The 19,762-nt window shown below is 71.1% G+C and carries 21 protein-coding genes; 12 read left to right on the plus strand and 9 right to left on the minus strand.

The window, feature by feature from the left end:
* Nucleotides 1-261 precede the first annotated feature (261 nt).
* The 6 genes from DEI98_RS03105 (at nucleotide 262) to DEI98_RS03130 (ending at nucleotide 7,545) form a co-directional block, all read left to right on the plus strand.
* Nucleotides 262-1,587 carry a sugar ABC transporter substrate-binding protein gene (locus DEI98_RS03105; RefSeq protein WP_220034156.1) on the plus strand — a complete coding sequence of 442 codons (1,326 nt, stop codon included), beginning with the start codon at nucleotides 262-264 and terminating at the stop codon, nucleotides 1,585-1,587.
* Nucleotides 1,588-1,590: 3 nt separating this feature from the next.
* Nucleotides 1,591-2,649 carry a carbohydrate ABC transporter permease gene (locus DEI98_RS03110; RefSeq protein ID WP_146243395.1) on the plus strand — a complete coding sequence of 353 codons (1,059 nt, stop codon included), beginning with the start codon at nucleotides 1,591-1,593 and terminating at the stop codon, nucleotides 2,647-2,649.
* A complete protein-coding gene (locus DEI98_RS03115) occupies nucleotides 2,646-3,485 on the plus strand; it encodes a carbohydrate ABC transporter permease (protein ID WP_258370725.1) in 840 nt (279 codons plus the stop codon). Before DEI98_RS03110 ends, DEI98_RS03115 begins: the two co-directional genes overlap by 4 nt.
* A 112-nt stretch (nucleotides 3,486-3,597) precedes the next feature.
* Nucleotides 3,598-4,386 carry a DeoR/GlpR family DNA-binding transcription regulator gene (locus DEI98_RS03120; RefSeq protein ID WP_111099863.1) on the plus strand — a complete coding sequence of 263 codons (789 nt, stop codon included), beginning with the start codon at nucleotides 3,598-3,600 and terminating at the stop codon, nucleotides 4,384-4,386.
* A complete protein-coding gene (locus DEI98_RS03125) occupies nucleotides 4,383-5,378 on the plus strand; it encodes a 1-phosphofructokinase family hexose kinase (RefSeq protein WP_111099864.1) in 996 nt (331 codons plus the stop codon). Before DEI98_RS03120 ends, DEI98_RS03125 begins: the two co-directional genes overlap by 4 nt.
* 79 nt (nucleotides 5,379-5,457) lie before the next feature.
* Nucleotides 5,458-7,545 (plus strand): fructose-specific PTS transporter subunit EIIC, encoded by a 2,088-nt coding sequence (locus tag DEI98_RS03130; protein ID WP_111053861.1) that lies wholly within the window; start codon nucleotides 5,458-5,460, stop codon nucleotides 7,543-7,545.
* A gap of 96 nt (nucleotides 7,546-7,641) precedes the next feature.
* On the opposite strand, the gene DEI98_RS03135 is transcribed toward DEI98_RS03130, so the two are convergent.
* On the minus strand, nucleotides 7,642-8,676 hold the full coding sequence (locus DEI98_RS03135; protein WP_110864239.1) for a UDP-N-acetylglucosamine 4,6-dehydratase family protein: 1,035 nt from the start codon (nucleotides 8,674-8,676) through the stop codon (nucleotides 7,642-7,644).
* Between the two features lie 61 nt (nucleotides 8,677-8,737).
* Entirely contained in the window at nucleotides 8,738-10,435 is a 1,698-nt protein-coding gene (locus tag DEI98_RS03140; protein WP_111099865.1) for a beta-N-acetylhexosaminidase, read from the minus strand.
* A 62-nt stretch (nucleotides 10,436-10,497) separates the two neighbouring features.
* Here DEI98_RS03140 and DEI98_RS03145 point away from each other — a divergent pair, with 62 nt between their 5' ends.
* Together DEI98_RS03145 and DEI98_RS03150 are read left to right on the plus strand one after the other, a co-directional pair.
* A complete protein-coding gene (locus DEI98_RS03145) occupies nucleotides 10,498-11,649 on the plus strand; it encodes an ROK family transcriptional regulator (RefSeq protein ID WP_181437909.1) in 1,152 nt (383 codons plus the stop codon).
* Between the two features lie 51 nt (nucleotides 11,650-11,700).
* Nucleotides 11,701-12,471, plus strand: coding sequence for a DedA family protein (locus tag DEI98_RS03150; protein WP_239001398.1), 771 nt, complete (start codon nucleotides 11,701-11,703; stop codon nucleotides 12,469-12,471).
* Between the two features lie 3 nt (nucleotides 12,472-12,474).
* Here DEI98_RS03150 and DEI98_RS03155 read toward each other — a convergent pair whose 3' ends face one another.
* On the minus strand, nucleotides 12,475-12,678 hold the full coding sequence (locus tag DEI98_RS03155) for a DUF2945 domain-containing protein (RefSeq protein ID WP_111099868.1): 204 nt from the start codon (nucleotides 12,676-12,678) through the stop codon (nucleotides 12,475-12,477).
* Between the two features lie 198 nt (nucleotides 12,679-12,876).
* Between DEI98_RS03155 and DEI98_RS03160 the strand changes: the two genes are divergently transcribed.
* Together DEI98_RS03160 and DEI98_RS03165 are read left to right on the plus strand one after the other, a co-directional pair.
* The gene (locus DEI98_RS03160; protein ID WP_111099869.1) at nucleotides 12,877-13,929 is read left to right on the plus strand and encodes a serine/threonine-protein kinase; all 1,053 of its coding nucleotides are present in this window, start codon (nucleotides 12,877-12,879) and stop codon (nucleotides 13,927-13,929) included.
* Between the two features lie 55 nt (nucleotides 13,930-13,984).
* Nucleotides 13,985-14,605 (plus strand): phosphoribosylanthranilate isomerase, encoded by a 621-nt coding sequence (locus tag DEI98_RS03165; protein ID WP_111099870.1) that lies wholly within the window; start codon nucleotides 13,985-13,987, stop codon nucleotides 14,603-14,605.
* Nucleotides 14,606-14,708: 103 nt separating this feature from the next.
* Here DEI98_RS03165 and DEI98_RS03170 read toward each other — a convergent pair whose 3' ends face one another.
* The 3 genes from DEI98_RS03170 to DEI98_RS03180 form a co-directional block, all read right to left on the minus strand.
* Nucleotides 14,709-15,467, minus strand: a complete 759-nt coding sequence (locus tag DEI98_RS03170; protein ID WP_071404337.1) for an HAD-IIB family hydrolase — start codon at nucleotides 15,465-15,467, stop codon at nucleotides 14,709-14,711.
* Nucleotides 15,468-15,549: 82 nt separating this feature from the next.
* Nucleotides 15,550-15,984 (minus strand): acyl-CoA thioesterase, encoded by a 435-nt coding sequence (locus tag DEI98_RS03175; protein ID WP_017886352.1) that lies wholly within the window; start codon nucleotides 15,982-15,984, stop codon nucleotides 15,550-15,552.
* 82 nt (nucleotides 15,985-16,066) lie between these two features.
* Nucleotides 16,067-16,663, minus strand: a complete 597-nt coding sequence (locus DEI98_RS03180) for a nitroreductase family protein (protein ID WP_111099871.1) — start codon at nucleotides 16,661-16,663, stop codon at nucleotides 16,067-16,069.
* A gap of 84 nt (nucleotides 16,664-16,747) precedes the next feature.
* Here DEI98_RS03180 and DEI98_RS03185 point away from each other — a divergent pair, with 84 nt between their 5' ends.
* Nucleotides 16,748-17,671 (plus strand): AEC family transporter, encoded by a 924-nt coding sequence (locus tag DEI98_RS03185; RefSeq protein WP_111099872.1) that lies wholly within the window; start codon nucleotides 16,748-16,750, stop codon nucleotides 17,669-17,671.
* A gap of 276 nt (nucleotides 17,672-17,947) precedes the next feature.
* Here the strand turns inward: DEI98_RS03185 and DEI98_RS18485 are convergent, their stop codons facing one another.
* Nucleotides 17,948-18,097: a hypothetical protein gene (locus DEI98_RS18485; RefSeq protein WP_171907773.1), complete on the minus strand. Its 150-nt coding sequence runs from the start codon at nucleotides 18,095-18,097 to the stop codon at nucleotides 17,948-17,950.
* Here DEI98_RS18485 and DEI98_RS03190 point away from each other — a divergent pair.
* A complete protein-coding gene (locus DEI98_RS03190) occupies nucleotides 18,096-18,443 on the plus strand; it encodes an aldehyde dehydrogenase (RefSeq protein WP_228513518.1) in 348 nt (115 codons plus the stop codon). The genes DEI98_RS18485 and DEI98_RS03190 overlap by 2 nt on opposite strands.
* A 33-nt stretch (nucleotides 18,444-18,476) precedes the next feature.
* Here the strand turns inward: DEI98_RS03190 and DEI98_RS03195 are convergent, their stop codons facing one another.
* Both DEI98_RS03195 and DEI98_RS03200 read right to left on the minus strand, forming a co-directional pair.
* Nucleotides 18,477-18,725 carry a hypothetical protein gene (locus DEI98_RS03195; protein ID WP_027464862.1) on the minus strand — a complete coding sequence of 83 codons (249 nt, stop codon included), beginning with the start codon at nucleotides 18,723-18,725 and terminating at the stop codon, nucleotides 18,477-18,479.
* 133 nt (nucleotides 18,726-18,858) lie between these two features.
* Entirely contained in the window at nucleotides 18,859-19,695 is an 837-nt protein-coding gene (locus DEI98_RS03200) for an exodeoxyribonuclease III (RefSeq protein ID WP_110864246.1), read from the minus strand.
* Between the last annotated feature and the right edge of the window lie 67 nt (nucleotides 19,696-19,762).

The following is a 19,762-nucleotide window of genomic DNA, read 5'->3' on the forward strand; positions in this document are numbered from 1 at the left end:
GGCCCGGTGCCGGTCCGGCGGACCGGCTCCGGGCCTCCAGGCGGTCGCTTCCCCACACCGGACGCGAGTCGCAGATCATGCCTGGTCATGACCACCTGGTCAAGCACCTGCATCGATCTGTTCGACATCCGTGATGCCCCGGAAACACGCGGATCGAAAGCGGTCACAGGGACCGATCCAACGGTTGACAAGGGGCCCCGCAGGGTCTTCTATTGCGAATACGCAACGTCCTTTCATAAAGGTCGGACCAAGGGAGTCATCGTGACACGAACGCGTTTCGCCGCACTCGGTGCGCTCGCCCTCGCAGGCGCGCTCGCCCTCACCGGGTGCTCCGCCGGGAGCAACGCCGCTTCCGACGGCGGCACGAAGTCCATCGGCACGCCCGATGGCACGGGCAAGACCATCACCGTCTGGATGATGAACGGCGACCTGAGCGACAAGGTGCTCGACGCCGCCGGCAAGCAGTTCACCGCCGACACCGGGGCGAAGGTGAAGATCCAGACCCAGCAGTGGGACGGGATCACCACCAAGCTCACCACGGCGCTCGCGCAGAGCGACGCCCCCGACGTCGTCGACCTCGGCAACACGCAGGTGCCGGTCTACGCGGCCGCCGGCGGGTTGACCGACCTGACGCCGTACCGCGACGAGCTCAAGGACGGCCAGACCTGGCTCACCGGGCTCGAGGGCCCCGCCACCGTCGACGGCAAGCTCTACGGGGCGCCGCTGTTCGCCGGCAACCGGGCCGTGGTCTACGACAAGCAGGTCTGGAAGGACGCTGGCGTGACCGACGTGCCGACCACCTACGACGAGCTCACCGCCGACCTCGACAAGGTCAAGGCCGCCAACCCGGCCAGTGACTTCTCCGCCTTCTACATGCCGGGGCAGTACTGGTACGGCGGGCTGCAGTGGGTCTGGGACGCCGGCGGCGAGATCGCGACGGACAAGGGCGGCAAGTGGACCGGCACGCTCGACTCCGCGGACGCGGTCGAGGGGCTGACCGCCTGGAAGGACTTCCAGAACACGTACTCGGCGAAGTCCACCCAGGACATCAACACCGACAAGCCCTCGCAGAGCGACGTCTTCGCGCAGGGCAACACCTCGGCGTTCCTCGGGTCCGCCTGGGAGATCGGCTCGATCACCACGGCGAAGCCGGAACTCGCCGATCGCATCGGCACGTTCCCGATGCCGTCCTCGACCGCGGGGAAGACGCAGCCGGTGTTCCTCGGCGGCTCCGACCTGGGGATCCCGGCCAAGGCGAAGAACCAGGAGCTCGCGCTGTACTACCTGAAGATCCTGACCTCGAAGGAGTTCCAGCAGGACCAGGTGTTCGGGGTCGACGGCTGGGAGCCGAACTCGACCGAGCTGCTCGACGCGGTCGCCGGCGACGTCGACGAGCTGCACAAGCCGTACTTCGAGGCGGCCGGCACGAGCCGACCGACCCCGGCCACGCCGGGCTGGGCCACCATCGAGGGCGACGCCTCGTTCCAGTCGATGTTCGCCGACGTCGCCACCGGCCGGAAGTCGCCGGAGCAGGCCGCCGAGGGCTTCTCGAAGCACCTCACGACCGCGCTGAACGCGCAGCCGTAGGCGATGACGTCCACTGCGGAGCCGGTGACCGACGCGGAGCAGTCCGCGCCGGGCACCGGCGGGCGGGGCACCGGCGGCCGGGGGACCGGCGGCCGACGGATCGACGGGCCGGTGCAGGGGCCGTCGCGGGGTGTCCGTCGGGGTGGGCGCGGCGCGGGTCGTCGGTCGCCGGTCGGGTCGCGGGCGCCGCTCGTCCTGCTGGCCCCGGCGGCACTGCTGCTCCTCGCCCTCGTCGTCTACCCGCTCGTCCGGCTCGTCATCATCTCGTTCCAGGACTACGGACTGCGGGCGATCTTCACCGGGCAGGCCGGCTTCACCGGGCTGACGAACTACACGGACGTCCTGACCGACGCGTCGTTCTGGCCGGTCATCCTGCGCACCGTGCTCGTCACGGGCGCGATGGTCCTCGGCACGATCGTCATCGGCATGGGGGTGGCGCAGCTGCTCACCCGTCTCGGGGTCGCGATGCGCACGATCGTCAGCGTCGTGCTCGTGCTGGCCTGGGCGATGCCGAACGTGGCCTCGAGCCTGGTCTGGCAGTGGCTCTTCCAGCCGTTCTACGGCGTGCTCAACTGGCTCATCACGCAGCTGCGGGTGTTCGGCGACCACACGCAGGACAACTGGGCGTCGCACCCGGGGCAGGCGTACACGATCGTGCTGACGCTCGTCATCTGGCAGGCCGTGCCGTTCGTGGCGCTGACGCTCTACGCCGCGCAGTCTCAGATCGCGCCGGAGTACTACGAGGCGGGTGCGCTCGACGGGGCCTCGGTGTGGACGATGTACCGCGCGATCACGCTCCCGGCCCTCGCGCCGACGCTGCTGCTCGTGTCGATCCTGTCGGTGATCTGGGACTTCAACGTCTTCAACCAGATCTGGCTGCTCACCCGCGGCGGACCGGAGGAGGCCACGTTGACGCTCGGCATCTGGACCTTCGTGCAGTCGTTCGTGTCCAATGCCTACGGGCAGGGCGCGGCGATCGCCGTGATCTCGACCCTGATCCTCGGGGTGCTCACCAGCTACTACATCCGCCGGCTCGTCCGGAGCGGGGAGGAGGACCTGTGACCGTCCCTGTCCGGAAGCGCAAGCCGCGCATCGTCGCGAACAGCATCGCCGTGGTGTTCTGCCTGGTCTGGGTGTTCCCGATCTACTGGATGGTGAACACGGCCTTCAAGCCCGCCGACGAGGTCACCACGATGACCCCGATCTGGGCTCCGCTGCACCCGACGCTCGACAACTTCACGCGGGCGCTCACCCAGGAGGGCTTCCTGGTCTACCTGCGGAACTCCACCATCGTGGTGGTGGCGGCCGTGCTGCTGTCGATCGTCGTCGGGTTCCTGGCGTCGGCGGCGCTGTCGCGGTTCCGGTTCCGCGGCCGCCGGGCGATCCTGGTCGCGATCCTGTTCGTGCAGATGATCCCGTCGGGCGCACTGCTCATCCCGCTGTTCCTGTCATTCCAGACCCTCGGGCTGCTGAACAGCTACGTCGGGCTGATCCTGGCGTACGTGGCGAGCGTGCTGCCGTTCTCGATCTGGGTGATGCGCGGCTTCTTCGTGGCCGTCCCCGTCGAGATCGAAGAGGCCGCGAAGGTCGACGGCGCCGGCACCTTCCGGATCCTGTGGAGCGTGCTGTTCCCGCTCGTCATGCCCGGGGTCATCGCCACGAGCGTGTTCGCGTTCATCGCGGCGTGGAACGACTACCTGATCGCGTACGTGATGCTCAAGGACCAGGGGATGTACACGCTGCCGGTCTGGCTCGCCGGGTTCTCGACGAACAAGGGCACGGACTTCGGTGGGCTGATGGCGGCGAGCGTGCTGTTCTCGATCCCGGTCGTGGTGTTCTTCCTCATCGTGCAGCGCCGGCTGGTCAGCGGGATGACGGCGGGTGCCGTGAAGGGGTAGCGCTCGCACGACCGGCACCTGTGGACGTGTTGGTTGCGTGACGGAACGGTTGCGTTCTTGTGGGTTTCAGACGTACAGTGCTCGAAACCCAACGGAACGAAGGAGTTCGGGCATGTACGCAACCGAGCGGCACACCGCCATCGCCGCCGAGCTGCAGTCCGCCGGTCGCGTGTCGGTCGCCGGTCTGGCCGAGCACTTCGACGTCACCACCGAGACCGTTCGCCGTGACCTCGACGCCCTCGAGTCCGCCGGGGTCCTGCGCCGGGTGCACGGGGGAGCGGTCCCCGTCGGCCGCTCGAGCGTCGTCGAACTCAGCGTCGCCGAGCGCGAGGGGCAGCACGGCACCGCGAAGTCCGCCATCGCCCGCGCCGCGATGCGCCTGGTGCCGCCGACCTTCACCGGGTCGATCGCCGTCGACGCCGGCACCACCTGCGCCGCCGTCGCCTCCGAGCTCGCCCGCTGGGAGCCCGAGGTCGCCGGCTCGACGATCACCGTCATCACGAACTCGGTGCCGATCGCCGCGACCCTGCAGCACAGCGAGCACCTCGAACTGCACCTGCTCGGCGGCCGCGTGCGTGGCGTCACGAGCGCCGCGGTCGGCACGGCCACCGTCGAGCAGATCGGCGCGCTCCGGCCCGACGTGGCGTTCATCGGCACGAACGGCCTGTCCGCCGGCTTCGGTCTGAGCACCCCGGACGAGTACGAGGCCGCCGTGAAGGGCGCCTACGTGCTCGCCGCCCGACGGGCCGTGGTGCTCGCCGATGCCGCCAAGCACGGCGTGGAGGCCCTGATGCGGTTCGCGCGCCTGGACGAGATCGACACGCTCGTCACCGACGAACAGCCCCCGGCCGACCTCGCCGGCGCGCTCGCCGACGCCGACGTCGAGGTGGTCGTCGCATGAACGTCCGCATCGTCACGGTCACTCCGAACCCCTCGCTCGACCGCACGATCGAGCTCGCCGGTGAACTGCAGCGCGGCGCTGTCCAGCGCGCGACCCGGTCCACCGCGGAGCCCGGTGGCAAGGGCGTCAACGTCTCCCGCGTGGTCGTCGCGAGCGGTGGGGACACCGTCGCCGTCCTGCCCGGCGACGAGCTCGACCCGGTCCTGCTCGGCCTGGCCACCCGCGGCATCCCGACGGCCGCGCTGCCGATCGGGGCGCCCCTCCGCTCGAACGTCACCGTGACCGAGCCGACCGGCACCACGACGAAGCTCAACGAACCCGGCCCCTCGCTCGCCGGCCGCCTCGACGACCTCGCCGCGCTGGTCGCCGACACCGCGGCTGCGACCGCCACCGGCCCCGCCGCCCGCTGGGTCGTGGTCGCCGGGTCGCTGCCGCCCGGTCTGCCCGACGACGCACTCGCCGTGCTCGTCCGTGCCGTCCGTGCCCGCCACGGTGCCGACGTCCGGATCGCCGTCGACTCGTCCGGGGTGCCGTTCACGGCGCTGCTGCAGTCGGGCGAACGGATCGACCTGGTGAAGCCGAACGCCGAGGAACTCGCCGAGGTCGTCGGCGGCGACCCCGAGGAGTACGAGCGCGACCTCGACGCCGCGGTGGCCGGAGCCCAGCGGCTGCGGCGGAAGAACGTCGGCACGGTCCTGCTCACCCTGGGCAGCGCCGGCGCCGTGCTGGTCTCTGACGAGGGCGCGTTCGCCGCCGCTGCACCGAAGATCGTCGCCCGGTCGACCGTCGGCGCGGGGGACTCCTCCCTCGCCGGCTACCTGCTCGCCGAGGTCGCCGGAGCCGCACCCGAGCAGCGTCTCGCACAGGCCGTCGCCACCGGTGCCGCGGCCGCAGCCCTGCCCGGCAGCGACGTGCCGGCACTCGACCACACCGACCCGACGGCGGTCTCCGTCCGGGTGCTCCACACGCACCCGGCCCCCGAACCCGCCTGATCCCCTCCCCACCCCGCCCGACCACCCCACGAACACCTGCACCACCGCGCGATCAGCGCCATTGCGAAGGAGCAAGCACATGTCCGCAGACTCGAGTCCGCGCCTCATCAGCGCACAGCTCGTCGGCCTCGACGAGGACCTCGGCGCCACGTCGACCGACGTCATCCGGGTGCTCGCCGACCGCGTCGCCGCGACCGGCCGCGCCGCCGACGGTGCGACGCTCGCCGACGACGCCATCAAGCGCGAGGCGAGCGTCGGAACGGGCGTCCCCGGTGGCATCGCCATCCCGCACGCCCGGTCGGCGTCGGTGTCCGAGCCGACGCTGGCGTTCTCGCGCCTGGCCCGGAAGGTGCCGTTCGGCGCCCCGGACGGCGACGCCGACATCGTCTTCATGATCGCCGTGCCCGAGGGGGCGGACAAGGACCACCTGACGGTCCTCTCGACCCTGGCCCGCGCGCTCATCCGTGAGGACTTCACGGCCGCGCTCCGTGCCGCGACCACCCCCGACGAGATCGTCCGGTTGGTCGACAACGAGGTGAGCGGCGAAGTGGCCGAGGCAGGCGTCGGGAAGGCGAGCGGTGCCTCCGAACCGGCCACCGCGCCGGAGGCGGGCCGCAAGGTCTTCGTCGGCGTCACCGCCTGCCCGACCGGCATCGCGCACACCTACATGGCGGCCGACGCCCTCGTCGCCGCCGCCCAGCGTGCCGGTGCCGAGATGCACATCGAGACGCAGGGGTCCTCGCAGGTCGAACCCCTCGACCCGGCCCTCATCGCCCGTGCCGACGCCGTCGTGTTCGCGGTCGACGTCGACGTCCGCGACCGCGGTCGGTTCGCCGGCAAGCCGCTCGTGTCCGGACCCGTCAAGCGCGGTGTCGACGAGCCCGACAAGATGATCGCCGAGGCCATCCGCGCCTCGGAGGACCCGCACGCCGCACGCGTGCAGGGTGGTGCCGCCGTCGAGGGCGAGTCCACCGCCAAGAACGAGCACTTCGGCCAGTCGCTCAAGCGCTGGCTCCTCACCGGCGTCAGCTACATGATCCCGTTCGTCGCCGGCGGCGGGCTGCTCATCGCGCTCGGCTTCCTGCTCTCCGGGTACGGCATCGCACTGAACCACGGTGACTCGGGGATGAGCAACGCCGCCTACACGCTGACGAACTCGACGCTGCTGAACCTGCCGCCGGAGGGCCTCGGCTACTACCTCGGCGCCGCCGCGTTCCAGATCGGACAGGTGTCGCTCGGGTTCCTGGTCGCAGCACTCGCCGGGTACATCGCCTACGCCATCGCCGACCGTCCGGGCATCGCACCGGGCTTCGTGGCCGGGTCGATCGCGGTGTTCATGAACGCCGGGTTCCTCGGTGGCCTGGTCGGTGGCCTCATCGCCGGTGCCGCCGCGTACTGGATCGGGCGCATCCCGACCTGGCGGTGGCTGCGTGGCCTGATGCCGGTCGTGATCATCCCGCTGTTCGCGTCGATCATCGCCTCGGGCCTCATGCTCCTGGTGCTCGGTGGCCCGATCGCCTGGGTCATGACCGAGCTCACCGCCTGGCTCAACTCCCTGTCGGGTGCCTCGGCCGTCCTGCTCGGGATCATCCTCGGCCTGATGATGGCGTTCGACCTCGGTGGTCCGGTGAACAAGGTGGCGTACGCGTTCGCCGTCGCCGGGCTCGGTGCCGGGACCGCCACGAACGTGGTGCCGTTCGAGATCATGGCCGCCGTCATGGCGGCCGGCATGGTGCCGCCGCTCGCACTCGCGCTCGCCTCGACCGTGCTCTACCGCAAGGGCTTCACGAAGCCGGAGCGCGAGAACGGCAAGGCCGCGTGGCTGCTCGGTGCGTCCTTCATCTCCGAGGGTGCGATCCCGTTCGCCGCAGCCGACCCGCTGCGCGTCATCCCGGCGTCGATGGTCGGTGCCGCGATCACGGGTGCGATCTCGATGGCTGCCGGCGTGACCTCGCGAGCGCCGCACGGCGGGATCTTCGTCTTCTTCGCGATCGGTGACGTCCTGATGTTCGTCGTCGCGATCCTGGCGGGGACCGTGGTGTCCGCGCTGGTGCTCGTCGCCCTGAAGAAGTGGGTCCGTCGTCGCCCCGTCGACGAGGCCGCTGCGGCCGGTGAGGCTGCCGTGGCCGGCGAGACGGTGGGCCAGCGCGCACCGGTCGCCGCGTAGTCGACGCGATCCCGGGAACGACGGGAGGCCCGGTGCCAGCTGGCACCGGGCCTCCCGTCCGTCGTCCGGTCGCGTCGCGGGCCGGACGTGCGCCGGTCAGGCGGCCATCGCGAGCGCCGACGGGTCGACCTGACCGGGGACGCACTCGTCGACGTCGCACGGCGCGATCGGGGCGACCGAGGTGTGGGTGATCTTGGGGTGTACCGGGCGGCGTTCGGTCTCGCCACGTCCGATGAGGTCCTCGTGGAGCTTCTCGCCCGCCCGCAGGCCCGTGAACACGATGTCGGACGGGCTGCCGGTGGCCTGGAGCATGCGCCGTGCGATGTCGAGGATCCGGACCGGTGCACCCATGTCGAGCACGAGGACCTCGCCGGGGTGGGCGATCGCAGCCGACTGGATCACGAGGTGGCACGCCTCGGGGATGGACATGAAGTAGCGGGTGGCGTCGGGGTGGGTGACGGTGAGGGGCCGTCCGGCACGGATCAGCTCCGCGAAGAGCGGGAGCATCGAGCCGCGGCTGCCGAGGACGTTGCCGAACCGGACCGACACGTAGTCGTGGCCCGTGTCGGCGGCGGTCCAGGCGGTCAACCGCTCGGCGATGCGCTTGGTCGATCCGAGCACGCTCGTCGGGTTCGCGGCCTTGTCGGTCGAGATGTTCACGAGTGTCCCCACGCCCGCGGCAGCAGCGGCGCGGAGGACGTTCAGGGTGCCGAGGACGTTCGTCTTCCAGCCTTCGTCCGGGTACTGCTCGAGCATCGGCAAGTGCTTCAGCGCCGCGGCGTGGAAGACGACGTCGGGCCGGCGGGTCAGCATGATGTCGCGGATGGCGTCGGCGTCGCGGATGTCGGCGAGGACGACGTTCTTCGTGTCGAGGAGCCCGTGACCGTCCACGGAGACCTGCACCTGCTGCAGGGCGGTCTCGTCGCGGTCGAGCATGATGATCTCCGCCGGCTCGAACCGGACGAGCTGTCGGCAGAGTTCGCTGCCGATCGAGCCGCCGGCGCCCGTGATCAGCACCGACCGGCCCCGGACGAAGTCGACGGTGATCTCGAGCTCGGCCTCGGGCTGTCGATCCCCGATCAGTGCGTCGATGTCGAGCCCGTCGAGGCCGGGGATGCTGCGCTGTGGCATGGGGGTCTCCTCCGTGAAGTCCTCCCCAGTGTGAACCTCTCACATGTGAAATGTCAATTGGTCAGTCTGCGATGTTCGCCGTCACCGCGTCGATGTACGCCGCACGCTCCTCGCGCGAGTGCGGGCGCCCCGGCACGCCCGGCCGCTGCTCCCACGGGAACGGCCCGGCCTCGTGCCGGTACTCGATGCCCATGGCCTCGAGCCGGGCGGTGTGCTCGGCCAGGCGTCCGCGGAACTCGGCGAGGTCGCGCGGCCCGGTGACGTCGGCCGACCACAGTGCCTCGGCAAGGGCAGCGACGCGGGGGAAGAGCTGGTAGTCGAGCCGACGGGCGGAGTCGACGTGCTCCGTCCACATGTTGCCCTGGCCGCCGATGACGTGGGCGCGCTCGTCGTCGGTGAGCCCCGACGGCACCGGGTCGAAGGCGAAGACGTCGTCGACGGTGAGCACGATCGACACCGGGATCGGCTCGGTCGACAGGTCGCTCTGGCGGTAGTCGAGGTACACCTGGTCGTCCGGCGACGAGATGACGTCGTGCCCGCGGCGGGCGGCGGTCCGTGCGCCGGTCAGCCCGCGCCAGGAGACCACGGTGGCGGAGGGGTCGAGCGTGCCGCCCTCGAGGATCTCGTCCCACCCGAACGCCCGACGGCCGTGCGACTCGACGTGTGCGGCGAGCTGTCCGATGATCCAGGCCTGCAGCTGTTCCTCGTCCTGCAGCCCGAGCTCGCGGATGCGCTCCTGGGTGCGGGGGTCGGTCTCCCACTGCACCTTCGGGCACTCGTCGCCGCCGATGCCGATGTAGCCGGAGGGGAAGAGCGCGATGACCTCGTCCAGGACGTCCTTGAAGAAGTCGATCGTGGCGTCCTCGGCGTTCAGGACGTCGTCGGCGATGCCCCACTCCGTCCACACCTCGACCGGTTCGCCCGTGACGCCGAGCGACGGGTAGGCCGCCAGTGCCGCGCGGACGTGCCCGGGGGTCTCGATCTCGGGGACGACGGTGACGAACCGGTCGGCCGCGTACGCCACGATCTCGCGGACGTCGTCCTGCGTGTAGTACCCGCCGTGCGGGCGGCCGTCGAACCCGGCGACGACGAGTGTGCCGTCCGGCCCGGCGACGTGCGCGCCGACCTGGGACTCCCGACGCCAGGACCCGACCTCGGTCAGGCGCGGGTGCTTCCGGATCTCGATGCGCCACCCCTGGTCCTCGGTGAGGTGGAAGTGCAGGCGGTTGATCCGGTGCGCGGCGAGCTGGTCGACGACCCGCATGACCTCGTGCTTCGTGCGGAAGTGCCGGGCGACGTCGAGCATCACGCCGCGCCAGGCGAAGGCCGGGGCGTCCTCGACGACCACGGCGGGGACGGACCACGGACCGGTCGCGACCCGGCCGCGGCGGTAGATGTCCGGGGGCAGCAGCTGCAGCAGGGCCTGCACACCGTAGAAGACCCCGGCGGGCGAGCCGCCGACGACGTCGATGCCGTCCGGCGTCACCGTGAGGCGGAACGACTCCGCCCGGTCGCCCTCCGGCGTCGTCGGGCCCGCGGGCAGGGACGGGTCGTCGGCGACGCGCAGCGCGATCGTGCCGGCCCCCGGTGCCGTGTCGTCGAGGGCGTCCCGCACCGGCAACCCGGTCGATCCCCGCAGGGTCTGCTGCAGGTACAGTCGGACGGACTCGCTCGCCGGGTCGGCGGCGATCCGGGTCGACGGGGTGATCTCGAAGGCCCCGACACCGGGAGCGGTGCGGCGCGGTCGTGGGACGAGCATGTCGGAGCCACCATTCCTCAATGATCTTTCGTAATGTGGAGGCTATGACCGTGGAGCAGACCGTGTCAACGACCCCCGGTGTCGTGGGGACGACCCCCGGCGTCCTGCGGCAGATGAACTCGCGGGCGATCCTCGACGAGCTCCTGCGCGATGACGTCTCCCGCACGGTCACCGAGCTCGGGCGCACGGTCGGACTCTCCCGCCCCACGGTCGAGGCGGCGCTCGCCGACCTGGTCGACGAGGGCTGGGTGACCGAGGCCGAGGCGATCGCCACCCCGAACAAGGCCGGTCGTCGCGCCAAGCGCTTCGCCGCGGACGCGTCGGCCGGCTCCGTGCTCGGCGTGGACCTCGGCCTGCACGGGATCGTCGGCGTGCGCGCGGACCTGCGCGGCGTCACGCTCGCCCGCGTCGAGGAGCGCTACACCGACCTCGCCGACGCCGAACAGGCCTGGTCGAGCGTGCAGGACGTCGTTCGTCGGCTGACGGCGCCCGTCGGCGGTACGGTCGGCGGCTCCGCCGGTGGTGCGCCGGTGCTCGGTGCCACGTTCGGGGTCCCGGCGGTCGTCGACCGCGACGGCGCGATCGACTACACGGTCGCGGTGCCGGAGTGGGTCGAGCGGCGGGTGCCCGGCCGGATCCAGGACCTCTTCCCCGGGGTCGCCACCTTCTTCGACAACGACGCCAAGCTGGCGGCCACGGCCGAGGCGCGGTGGGGGCGGTTCCACGGCGTCCGGGATGCCCTGTACCTGGTGATGGGTCGGCAGATCGGTGCCGCCCTGGTGGTCGACGGCTCGTTGGCACGCGGTGCGCGCGGTGCGGCCGGCGAGATGGGCGGCATCGCCTCGACCGGCTGGCCCGCCGCGCCCGCCCGCCTGGAGGCCCGGATCCCGTCCGGCACGGACCTCGAGTCCGTCTTCGCGGCGGCGGCCCAGGGCTCGGTGCCGGCCGTCGAGACCGTCCGTGCGTTCGCGGCCGACGTGGCACCCGGCGTCGTGCAGCTCGTGACGACGATCGACCCCGAGGTCGTCGTCGTCGGTGGCGAGGTCCTGCCGGCTGCCGAGGTGTTCTGCGCCGCGCTCGACGAGATCGTCACGCCGCAGCTCCGGCACCCGGTGGTGTTCGCCCCGTCGACCGTCGGTCGCGACGCCGTCGCCCGCGGCGCGCTCGCCCGGTCGCTCGCGCACGTCCGGTCCGCCCACATGGGACTCGGCTGACACCCAGGGAGCGTGCCGGGTCCTGACAGGGCGTTCAGGGATGCTGGGGGCATGACGACTGCCGTGACCGCCCGTGCCATGACCGTCGCCAGTGGCGACTCCACCGCCCCGTCGGACCTCGGCGGCCTCTCCGGCCTGGTGCTGCAGCTGATCGACGCGCTGGGGGAGTGGGGCGTCGGGCTGATGCTCTTCGTCGAGACGGTGTTCCCGCCCATCCCGTCCGAGGTCATCCTGCCGCTGGCCGGGTTCCTCGCGGGTGCCGGCCAGATGAACCTCGTGCTGGTCCTGGTGCTGGCGACGATCGGTTCGTACCTCGGGGCGCTCGTGCTGTACTGGCTCGGCGCGAAGATCGGGTTCGAACGCACCACACGGTGGTTCGGCAAGCTGCCCCTCGTCGACGAGGACGACTTCCGCAAGGCGGCCGGCTGGTTCCACCGGCACGGCAAGAGCGCGGTGTTCTTCGGCCGGTTCGTCCCGATCGTCCGCAGCCTCATCTCGCTGCCGGCCGGCGCCGACCGCATGCACCTCGGCACGTTCTCGGTGTTCACGATCATCGCGAGCGGCATCTGGAACAGTGCACTCGTGCTGCTCGGTGCCGCGTTCGGGTCGCAGTACGACCAGGTCGAGGCGTACACCGAGTGGATCGACCGCGTGCTCTACGTCGCGATCGCCGCGGTCGTGGTGACCTTCGTCGTGCGCCGGGTCCGCCGTGTCCGCGCCGAGCGGCGTGCGGGTGGCCGGGATGACCACGACGACGAGGCCGGCAGCCCTGCCGTGGGCGGTGCCCGGGGTCGTCGTCGCGCCGAGCCCGCCCGCGACTGAGCCTCAGGCCTTCGTCAGCGCCGACTCCTTGTGGGCGGCCTGCTTGCCGCTCTTCTCCGACTCGACGATCCAGTACGGGTCGTCGTCGGTCGGCGTGAAGTGCTGCCCGTCGAACTCGAAGTCGCTCGTCCGCTTCCGCACGAGCGTGCCGGTCGTCCTGCCCTGCGAGGTGTTCCAGCGCACCTCGTCACCCTTCGACAACGCCATGCTGTCCTCCTTGCGCGATTCCTCGTCCTGGTGGAGGTCGGACTGTACCCCGTCGATCCCCGGGAACTCAGGGAAGTACGGCGATCACGATGTCGTAACGGCCATGCGGATCGAGAGTCGGACGCGTACCGTTTCCCCTGAGCCCACACGCCGGCAGGCGCCGCGGAACCACGGGCTCCGGACGGGACGACGGACACCATGACCCTGCTGGACAGCGCGCGGGCGGACACCGTCCTCTCTGCGCGGTACCGGCTCGTGAAGCTCATCGGCACCGGCGGCATGGGATCCGTCTACGAAGCCCGTGACGAGCACACGTACCGGGCCGTGGCCGTGAAGCTCTTCGCGACCCCGGACAAGATGACCACCGCCGACCGCGTCCGCCAGGAGCGCGAGATCCGGCTGCTCAGCATGCTCTCCCACCCGGGCCTCATCCCGCTGTACGACGCCGGCACCCACGAGTTCGAGGACGGCCCGCACCGGTTCATCGTGATGGAGCTCATCGCCGACACGACGCTGCTCCGCCGCCTGTCCGAGGGTGCCCTGCACAACTACGAGGTGGCCGACCTCGGTGCGCAGCTCGCCGACGCCCTGGCCTACGTGCACTCCCGCGGCATCGTGCACCGCGACGTCAAGCCCGCCAACATCCTGATCAGCGACGAGGGTTCGTCCGGGTTCGCCCGCACGGTCAAGCTCACCGACTTCGGCGTCGCCCACTTCGTCGACGGTTCCCGCCTGACGAACGACGGCACGGTCATCGGCACCGCCGCCTACCTCAGCCCGGAGCAGGTCGCCGGCGAACCGATCAGCTTCGCCACCGACGTGTACTCGCTCGGGCTCGTCCTGCTCGAGGCGCTGACCGGCAGGCAGGAGTACTCCGGCACCCTGATCGAGGCCGCACTCGCCCGGCTCCGCCGCGACCCGGAGATCCCGGACGACGTCGCCGATGAGTGGCGCGAGCTGCTCAGCCGGATGACGGCCCGCGACCCGGAGCGCCGGCCCACCGCGGTCGCCATCGCCAACGCGCTGCGCGGCGGCTCCACCCAGATCACCGGCCCGGTGCCGCTCGGTCCGGAACGCGTGAAGCACCAGCGTGACCACCGCATGCACCGCGCCGCGCACCGGCACGCCAAGCGCGGCACGTTCTCGGCGGTGCGTCGCTGGCGCCGGCGGAACGTCCTGGTCGGGTCCTTCGCGGCGTTCGGCGTCACCGCGGCCTGCGTTGCCGCCTACGTCGCGGGCGCCCTGCACTGACCCGCTCGGCGGCTCCGTGCTCCGGGCACCGGAGCACCCTGGCAGGATGGACAGCATGACCGACCAGCGCTGGATCAAGATCTGTGGCCTGTCGACGCCCGACACCGTGGACGCCGCCGTCGACGCGGGTGCCGACGCCGTCGGGTTCGTCTTCGCGGCGGGCAGCCCCCGGACCGTCACCGCCGACCTGGCGAAGGAACTCGTCGAGCGGGTGCCGGACGGCATCGACGCCGTCGGGGTCTTCCGTGACCAGAAGATCGACGAGATCGTGGGCATCGCCTCCGAGGTCGGACTCACGACGCTGCAGCTGCACGGTGGCGAGTCGGCGTCCGACTTCGCCCGCGCGCGCGACGCCGGCTTCTTCACCATCCGGGCCATCGCGGCCGAGGACTACCTGCGCGAGACGCCCGAACAGCGCGCCGCGTTCGACCACGACCTGCTGCTGCTCGACGCCGCCGTGCCCGGCAGCGGTCGGCTCGTCGACCCGGCCACGATCGAGGGCGTGGACGAGGCCTGGATCCTCGCCGGCGGGCTGACCCCGGCCAACGTGGTCGCCGCGGTCGAGGCGCTCGACCCCGACGGCGTCGACGTGTCGAGCGGTGTCGAGTCCGAGCGTGGCGTCAAGGACCCCGCCAAGATCCGCGCCTTCGTCGAGGCCGTCCGCAGCCTGGGCTGAGCGCCCGGCCGCCGCGTCGGTCGCGTTCGCGGCTCTCGACGCGACCGGGGACGGACAGGAGGCGCGGTGCGGGCCCGCCACGGGCCTCCCGTCCGCCGCGCGGTCAGCGCAGGGTGGGGATGAGCTCCGTCAGGAACGCGTCCGTGTCCTCCCAGCCCTGCACCGCGTGGCAGGGGACGCCGAGCGCCTTCACCGGGTAGTCGTTGCCCTCGGGGTCGAGCCGGTCGCCCACGAAGAGCATGTCGTCGAGCGCGATGCCGGTGATCTCGGCGAGGCGCTGCATGCCGTAGGCCTTGTCGATGCCCTTGCGGGTGATGTCGATGCTGGTGGAGCCGCCCGAGCGGACCTCGAGGTCGGGCAGGTCCTGCTGCACCAGGCGGCGCAGGTGGTCCTTCTTCTCGCCGGTCGGGTCCCACTGCTTCTTGACGTCCACCGGGGCGGACTGGCCGAGGGCGGAGAACGTGATCTGCGACCCGCGGTCCTCGAGGATGGCGCCCCAGGTCTCGGACTCCCAGTACCCGGCTTCCTTCGCACGGGCCTCGACCGCGGCGAGGGCGCGGTCCTTCTGCTCGTCGGTGAGGTCCTCGGCGTACTGCAGCGCCCAGTCCTGGTCCTCCCAGCGGTAGTACCGGGTGCCGCAGGTGGGCAGGAGGTGCAGGGCGTCGAGCGTCAGGCCGTCGCGCTGCCGGAGCGGGGTGACGAGCTGCTGCTCGAACTGGGTGAAGTTGCCGCCGGAGATGACCGCGACCGGCACGACCTCGAGCAGGGACGCGAAGGTCTCGAGCATGCGGGGGTCGAGGGAGGACTTCGACGGGGCGAGCGTGTCGTCCAGGTCGAAGGCGACGAGGCGGGGCGTGGTCATGCCCCCGATCCTGCCAGAGCCCGCCGACCAGCCGCAGGGTGCGACCATCCGGGCACCCCGGTGCTGCGCGAAGTCTGCGGGGTCACGCGCGGTGCGTGGCGGGGACCCGGTCGCGCGCGTAGGTGATGTCCGTGTAGCCGTGCGGGGCCGGGTTGCCGTCCTCGTCGAGGTTCACGAACACGACCTCGTCGATCGTCAGGATGCTGCGGTGCGTGAAGAGGTTGCGCGCCTCGGCCCGCATGGTCAGCGACGTGCGGCCGAACCGGGTGGCGACGAGGCCGATCTCGACGATGTCACCCTCCTTCGCCGAGGACAGGAAGTTGATCTCCGACATGTACTTCGTGACGACCTTGCCGTTGCCGAGCTGGATGATCGCGTAGACGGCGGCTTCCTCGTCGATCCAGCGGAGCAGGCTGCCGCCGAACAGGGTGCCGTTGGCGTTGAGGTCTTCCGGTCGCACCCACTTCCGGGTGTAGAAGTTCATCTCCGGCGGGGCGTCGTCCTGGTGCTGATCCATGTCACGTCATGGTACGCCGACGGCCGCGCCCCCGCAGGGACGCGGCCGTCGTGGCGATCGCGGGCGGCGGTGCCGCCGGTGATCACTCCTTGACGAGGACGACCTCGTCGAGGGGGATGCGGGTGCGCGGGGCGACCTCGCGCTCGGCGGCCTTGTCGTCGAGCTGCGACGGGTGCGCGACGGTGCCGACGGCCGTGACCGTGTACGGCAGGAAGCGCTCGGGCAGGTCGAACGCGGCACGGAGCCCGGCGGCGTCGATGCCCGCCATCTGGTGCGCGTGCAGGCCCTCGGCGTGCGCCTGCACGGTCAGCGCGGCGAGCGACTGGCCGAGGTCGTACTGCGCGAAGGGGCGCTCCTCGCCGTCGGCGGTCACGGTCTCGAGCACGCCGACGACGAGGGCGCTGGCGCGGAAGGCCCAAGCGGCGTTGAAGCCGAGCAGGTTCTCGTTGATCTTCCGGAACGTCTCGGTGCCGCGGCGGCCGGCGATGAAGCGGCGGGGCTGGAAGTTCATGGCCGAGGGGGCCCAGCGAGCGGCCTCGAGGACGGCGTCGAGCTGGTCGTCCGAGATCGTCGCGGTCTCGTCGTAGGAGCGGGGGCTCCAGCGCTCCTCGAGCAGCGGCACGAGCGGCTGGCTGGAGTCGGTGGACCGGGTGAGGGTGTCGGCGTTCGTCGAGGTCATGATGCGCTCAACGGTATTCGATGCGTACGCATTTCCGACCTGAGTGACGTCACATCACCGCCGGCAGGTGCCAGGATGGACGGGATGGGTGGCGTGTTGACCGGCTTCGCGATCATCGGCGCGATCATCGCCGGTGGGTACGTCGTCGGACGCATCGGCCTGCTGGGCCCGCACGCGCAGTTCGTGATGAGCCGGCTCGCGTTCTTCGTGCTGATGCCGTGCCTGCTGTTCCACACCATCGCGACCGCCGACATCGCGTCGCTGCTGTCCTCGATGCTCTGGGTCTCGTTGCTGAGCGCCGCCGTGGTCGCCCTCGGTGCCGCCGCCGTGTTCCGCTTCGTGCTGCGCCGCCCCGTCACCACGACCACCGTCGGGGCCCTGGCGTCGAGCTACGTGAACGCGAACAACATCGGGCTGCCGGTGGCCGTGTACGTCCTCGGCCAGGCGACCGCGGTCGTGCCCGTGATCCTGCTGCAGCTCGTCGTGATGGCCCCGATCGCGCTGACGATCCTCGACGCTGCGACCGCGGGCGGCGGCGGGTGGGGACGACGGATCGCGGGGCCGTTCCGGAACCCGATCATCATCGCCTCGCTCGTCGGGCTCGTGTGCTCGGCGACGGGGATCACGCTGCCCGACCCGGTGCTCGAGCCGTTCTCGCTCGTGGGCGCGGCCGCGGTGCCCGTCGTGCTGCTGTCGTTCGGGATGAGCCTGCACGGTGCGACCCCGCTGCGGGACCCGGCGATCCGGACCGACGTCATCGTGGCGTCGTCGATCAAGCTCGTGGTGATGCCGGCCGTGGCGTTCGTGTTCGCCCGGTTCGTGCTCGGGCTCGGCGACCAGGAGGTCTTCGTGCTCACCACTCTCGGCGCCCTGCCGGCGGCGCAGAACGTCTTCAACTACGCGCAGCGGTACGGGGCAGCGGTCCCGGTGGCGCGCGACGTCGTGCTGATCTCGACGCTCGGTTCGGTGCCCGTGCTCGTCGCGATCGCCGCCCTGCTGCACCCGTAGCGCGCCGAGACGCCGGCGTGTGGTGCGTCCGGAAGACGCCGTCGTGTTGTCGAGACGCCTCGATGTCGCCGAGACGCCGCCGGATTCGGCGGCGTCTCGCGCACTTGCGGGCGTCGTGCGCGCACGCCGGCGTCTTCCGCGCCCGGGACGCGCCGCGGGGCGGACGGGAGGCCCGTGGCGGGGATGCACCATGCCTCCCGTCCGGCTGTGGTGGTGACCACCGCGGATGGTGAGCAGAAAAGGTCGGGTCGTGTCCGCCGACCCGACCATTCCTGCTCACGAAGCGCGGACGGCACGCGCGTACCCTGGCGGGCACGCGGGGCGGACCGCCTCGTGACCGATGACCACGACGAGGAGACCGGCGATGGACACGATGGCGATGATGCAGAACATGTCGATGACGGACATGCCCATGGAGATGGACATGGACATGATGCAGGACACGATGATGGCGATGAACGCCGCGTCGATGGCGGCGACGATGTGCTCCGCGGCCGACATGCGGATGGGCGGCGAGATGGCCACCTGCGCCGCGATGTGCTCGAACACCGCGATGCTCGCCGACACCGGGATGCGGATGATGATGCGTCCGATGGGGATGGACGCCGCCGCGATGCAGGCGATGCTCATGGCCGTCGTCGCGATGGGCACCGCGTGTGCCGCCGAGTGCCGCCAGCACCAGGACATGGACGAGTCGTGCCGGTACTGCGCCATGGCCTGCGACGAGATGGTGTCGAAGTGCCAGGCGATGCTCGACTCGATGGCGGCCTGACCCGCTCCGTGCGCGCTCCGCGACGCGTACGCGCTACGCGACCCGTGCCGTGGTCTGTCGACCGCCGGCGCTGAGGATCTCCGCGACCGGGTGGTGGGCGACCGGCTCGCCGACCGACAGGACGCCGTCGGCGTCCGCCACCCGCAGCTGGGTGATGCTCCCGTCGAGGAACAGCACCACGGCGTCGGCTGCGCGGGTCTCGACGACGATGCCGTCGCGCCACGCACCGGGGGCCGCGGTCGCCATGAGGCGCTGGATGGGAAGGATCGTCGTGCGGGACATGGCTTCACCTGCTCTCGAAGGGGTTCGGTGTAGGAAACCTACGTCGGCGTGACGGACGGCTCAATCACGGCGGACGCCGGGCGTAACAGAGCCGGACGGGCGCCGTCGATCCGGGCCGGTGACCCGACTTCGATCAGAAGATCATCGGGCGGTCGTCGTCGAGCGACGTGTCCAGGTCGAGGTCGACCACCACGGGCACGTGGTCGCTCGGCGCGTCGCCCTTCCGCTCGTTCCGGTGGATCGACGCGTCGGTGACGACGTCCGCGAAGGCCTGCGAGCCGAGCACGAAGTCGATGCGCATGCCCTCGTTGCGCGGGAACCGCAGCTGCTTGTAGTCCCAGTACGTGTAGCCGTCCGGCACGATCGGGCGCACGACGTCCTGCAGGCCCCGCGCCTCGAACTCGCGGAACGCTGCCCGCTCGGGCTCGCTGACGTGCGTCGACCCCTCGAAGACCCGCATGTCCCAGACGTCCTGGTCGAGCGGTGCGACGTTCCAGTCGCCCATCAGTGCGAGCGGGGTCTCCGGCGACGCCTCGATCCACTCCGAGGTGCGGTCGGCCAGCTGGGCGAGCCAGTCGAGCTTGTACGTGTAGTGCGGGTCGCCGAGCTCGCGGCCGTTCGGCACGTAGAGGCTCCAGAGCCGCACGCCGTCGACCGTGACGCCGATCGCGCGGGCCTCGACCGGCAGGTCCGGCCCCTCGTGGCCCTTCAGGAACCCGGGCTGGCCGGGGAAGTCGCGGGTGACGTCCTCCATCGGCAGCCGGCTGGCGAACGCGACGCCGTTCCACTGGTTCAGGCCGTGCGCCTCGACGTGGTACCCCGCGGCCTCGAACTGCTCGACCGGGAACTGCTCCGGCTTGCACTTGATCTCCTGCATGCCGAGGACGTCGACGTCCTCACGCACCAGCCAGTCGACGATCCGACCCACTCGGGTGCGGACGGAGTTCACGTTCCAGGTCGCCACGCGCATGGAACAAGAACCTACCGGTGCCGACTGACGACGAGGTCGGCGAGACCAGCGGCACGGGCGGGCGGGA

The sequence above is a fragment of the Curtobacterium sp. MCLR17_034 genome (assembly GCF_003234485.1).
Lineage (GTDB): Bacteria > Actinomycetota > Actinomycetes > Actinomycetales > Microbacteriaceae > Curtobacterium > Curtobacterium flaccumfaciens.

Bases quoted from the DNA above. Each gene is read 5' to 3' on its own strand.
- DEI98_RS03130 (WP_111053861.1), top strand. From the start codon at position 5,458: ATGTCCGCAGACTCGAGTCCGCGCCTCATCAGCGCACAGCTCGTCGGC.
- DEI98_RS03125 (WP_111099864.1), top strand. From the start codon at position 4,383: ATGAACGTCCGCATCGTCACGGTCACTCCGAACCCCTCGCTCGACCGC.
- DEI98_RS03120 (WP_111099863.1), top strand. From the start codon at position 3,598: ATGTACGCAACCGAGCGGCACACCGCCATCGCCGCCGAGCTGCAGTCC.
- DEI98_RS03190 (WP_228513518.1), top strand. From the start codon at position 18,096: ATGGACATGATGCAGGACACGATGATGGCGATGAACGCCGCGTCGATG.
- DEI98_RS03155 (WP_111099868.1), bottom strand. From the start codon at position 12,678: ATGGCGTTGTCGAAGGGTGACGAGGTGCGCTGGAACACCTCGCAGGGC.
- DEI98_RS03165 (WP_111099870.1), top strand. From the start codon at position 13,985: ATGACCGACCAGCGCTGGATCAAGATCTGTGGCCTGTCGACGCCCGAC.
- DEI98_RS03140 (WP_111099865.1), bottom strand. From the start codon at position 10,435: ATGCTCGTCCCACGACCGCGCCGCACCGCTCCCGGTGTCGGGGCCTTC.
- DEI98_RS03110 (WP_146243395.1), top strand. From the start codon at position 1,591: ATGACGTCCACTGCGGAGCCGGTGACCGACGCGGAGCAGTCCGCGCCG.
- DEI98_RS03180 (WP_111099871.1), bottom strand. From the start codon at position 16,663: ATGACCTCGACGAACGCCGACACCCTCACCCGGTCCACCGACTCCAGC.
- DEI98_RS03200 (WP_110864246.1), bottom strand. From the start codon at position 19,695: ATGCGCGTGGCGACCTGGAACGTGAACTCCGTCCGCACCCGAGTGGGT.
- DEI98_RS03175 (WP_017886352.1), bottom strand. From the start codon at position 15,984: ATGGATCAGCACCAGGACGACGCCCCGCCGGAGATGAACTTCTACACC.
- DEI98_RS18485 (WP_171907773.1), bottom strand. From the start codon at position 18,097: ATGTCCATCTCCATGGGCATGTCCGTCATCGACATGTTCTGCATCATC.
- DEI98_RS03185 (WP_111099872.1), top strand. From the start codon at position 16,748: ATGGGTGGCGTGTTGACCGGCTTCGCGATCATCGGCGCGATCATCGCC.
- DEI98_RS03160 (WP_111099869.1), top strand. From the start codon at position 12,877: ATGACCCTGCTGGACAGCGCGCGGGCGGACACCGTCCTCTCTGCGCGG.
- DEI98_RS03150 (WP_239001398.1), top strand. From the start codon at position 11,701: ATGACGACTGCCGTGACCGCCCGTGCCATGACCGTCGCCAGTGGCGAC.
- DEI98_RS03170 (WP_071404337.1), bottom strand. From the start codon at position 15,467: ATGACCACGCCCCGCCTCGTCGCCTTCGACCTGGACGACACGCTCGCC.
- DEI98_RS03195 (WP_027464862.1), bottom strand. From the start codon at position 18,725: ATGTCCCGCACGACGATCCTTCCCATCCAGCGCCTCATGGCGACCGCG.
- DEI98_RS03135 (WP_110864239.1), bottom strand. From the start codon at position 8,676: ATGCCACAGCGCAGCATCCCCGGCCTCGACGGGCTCGACATCGACGCA.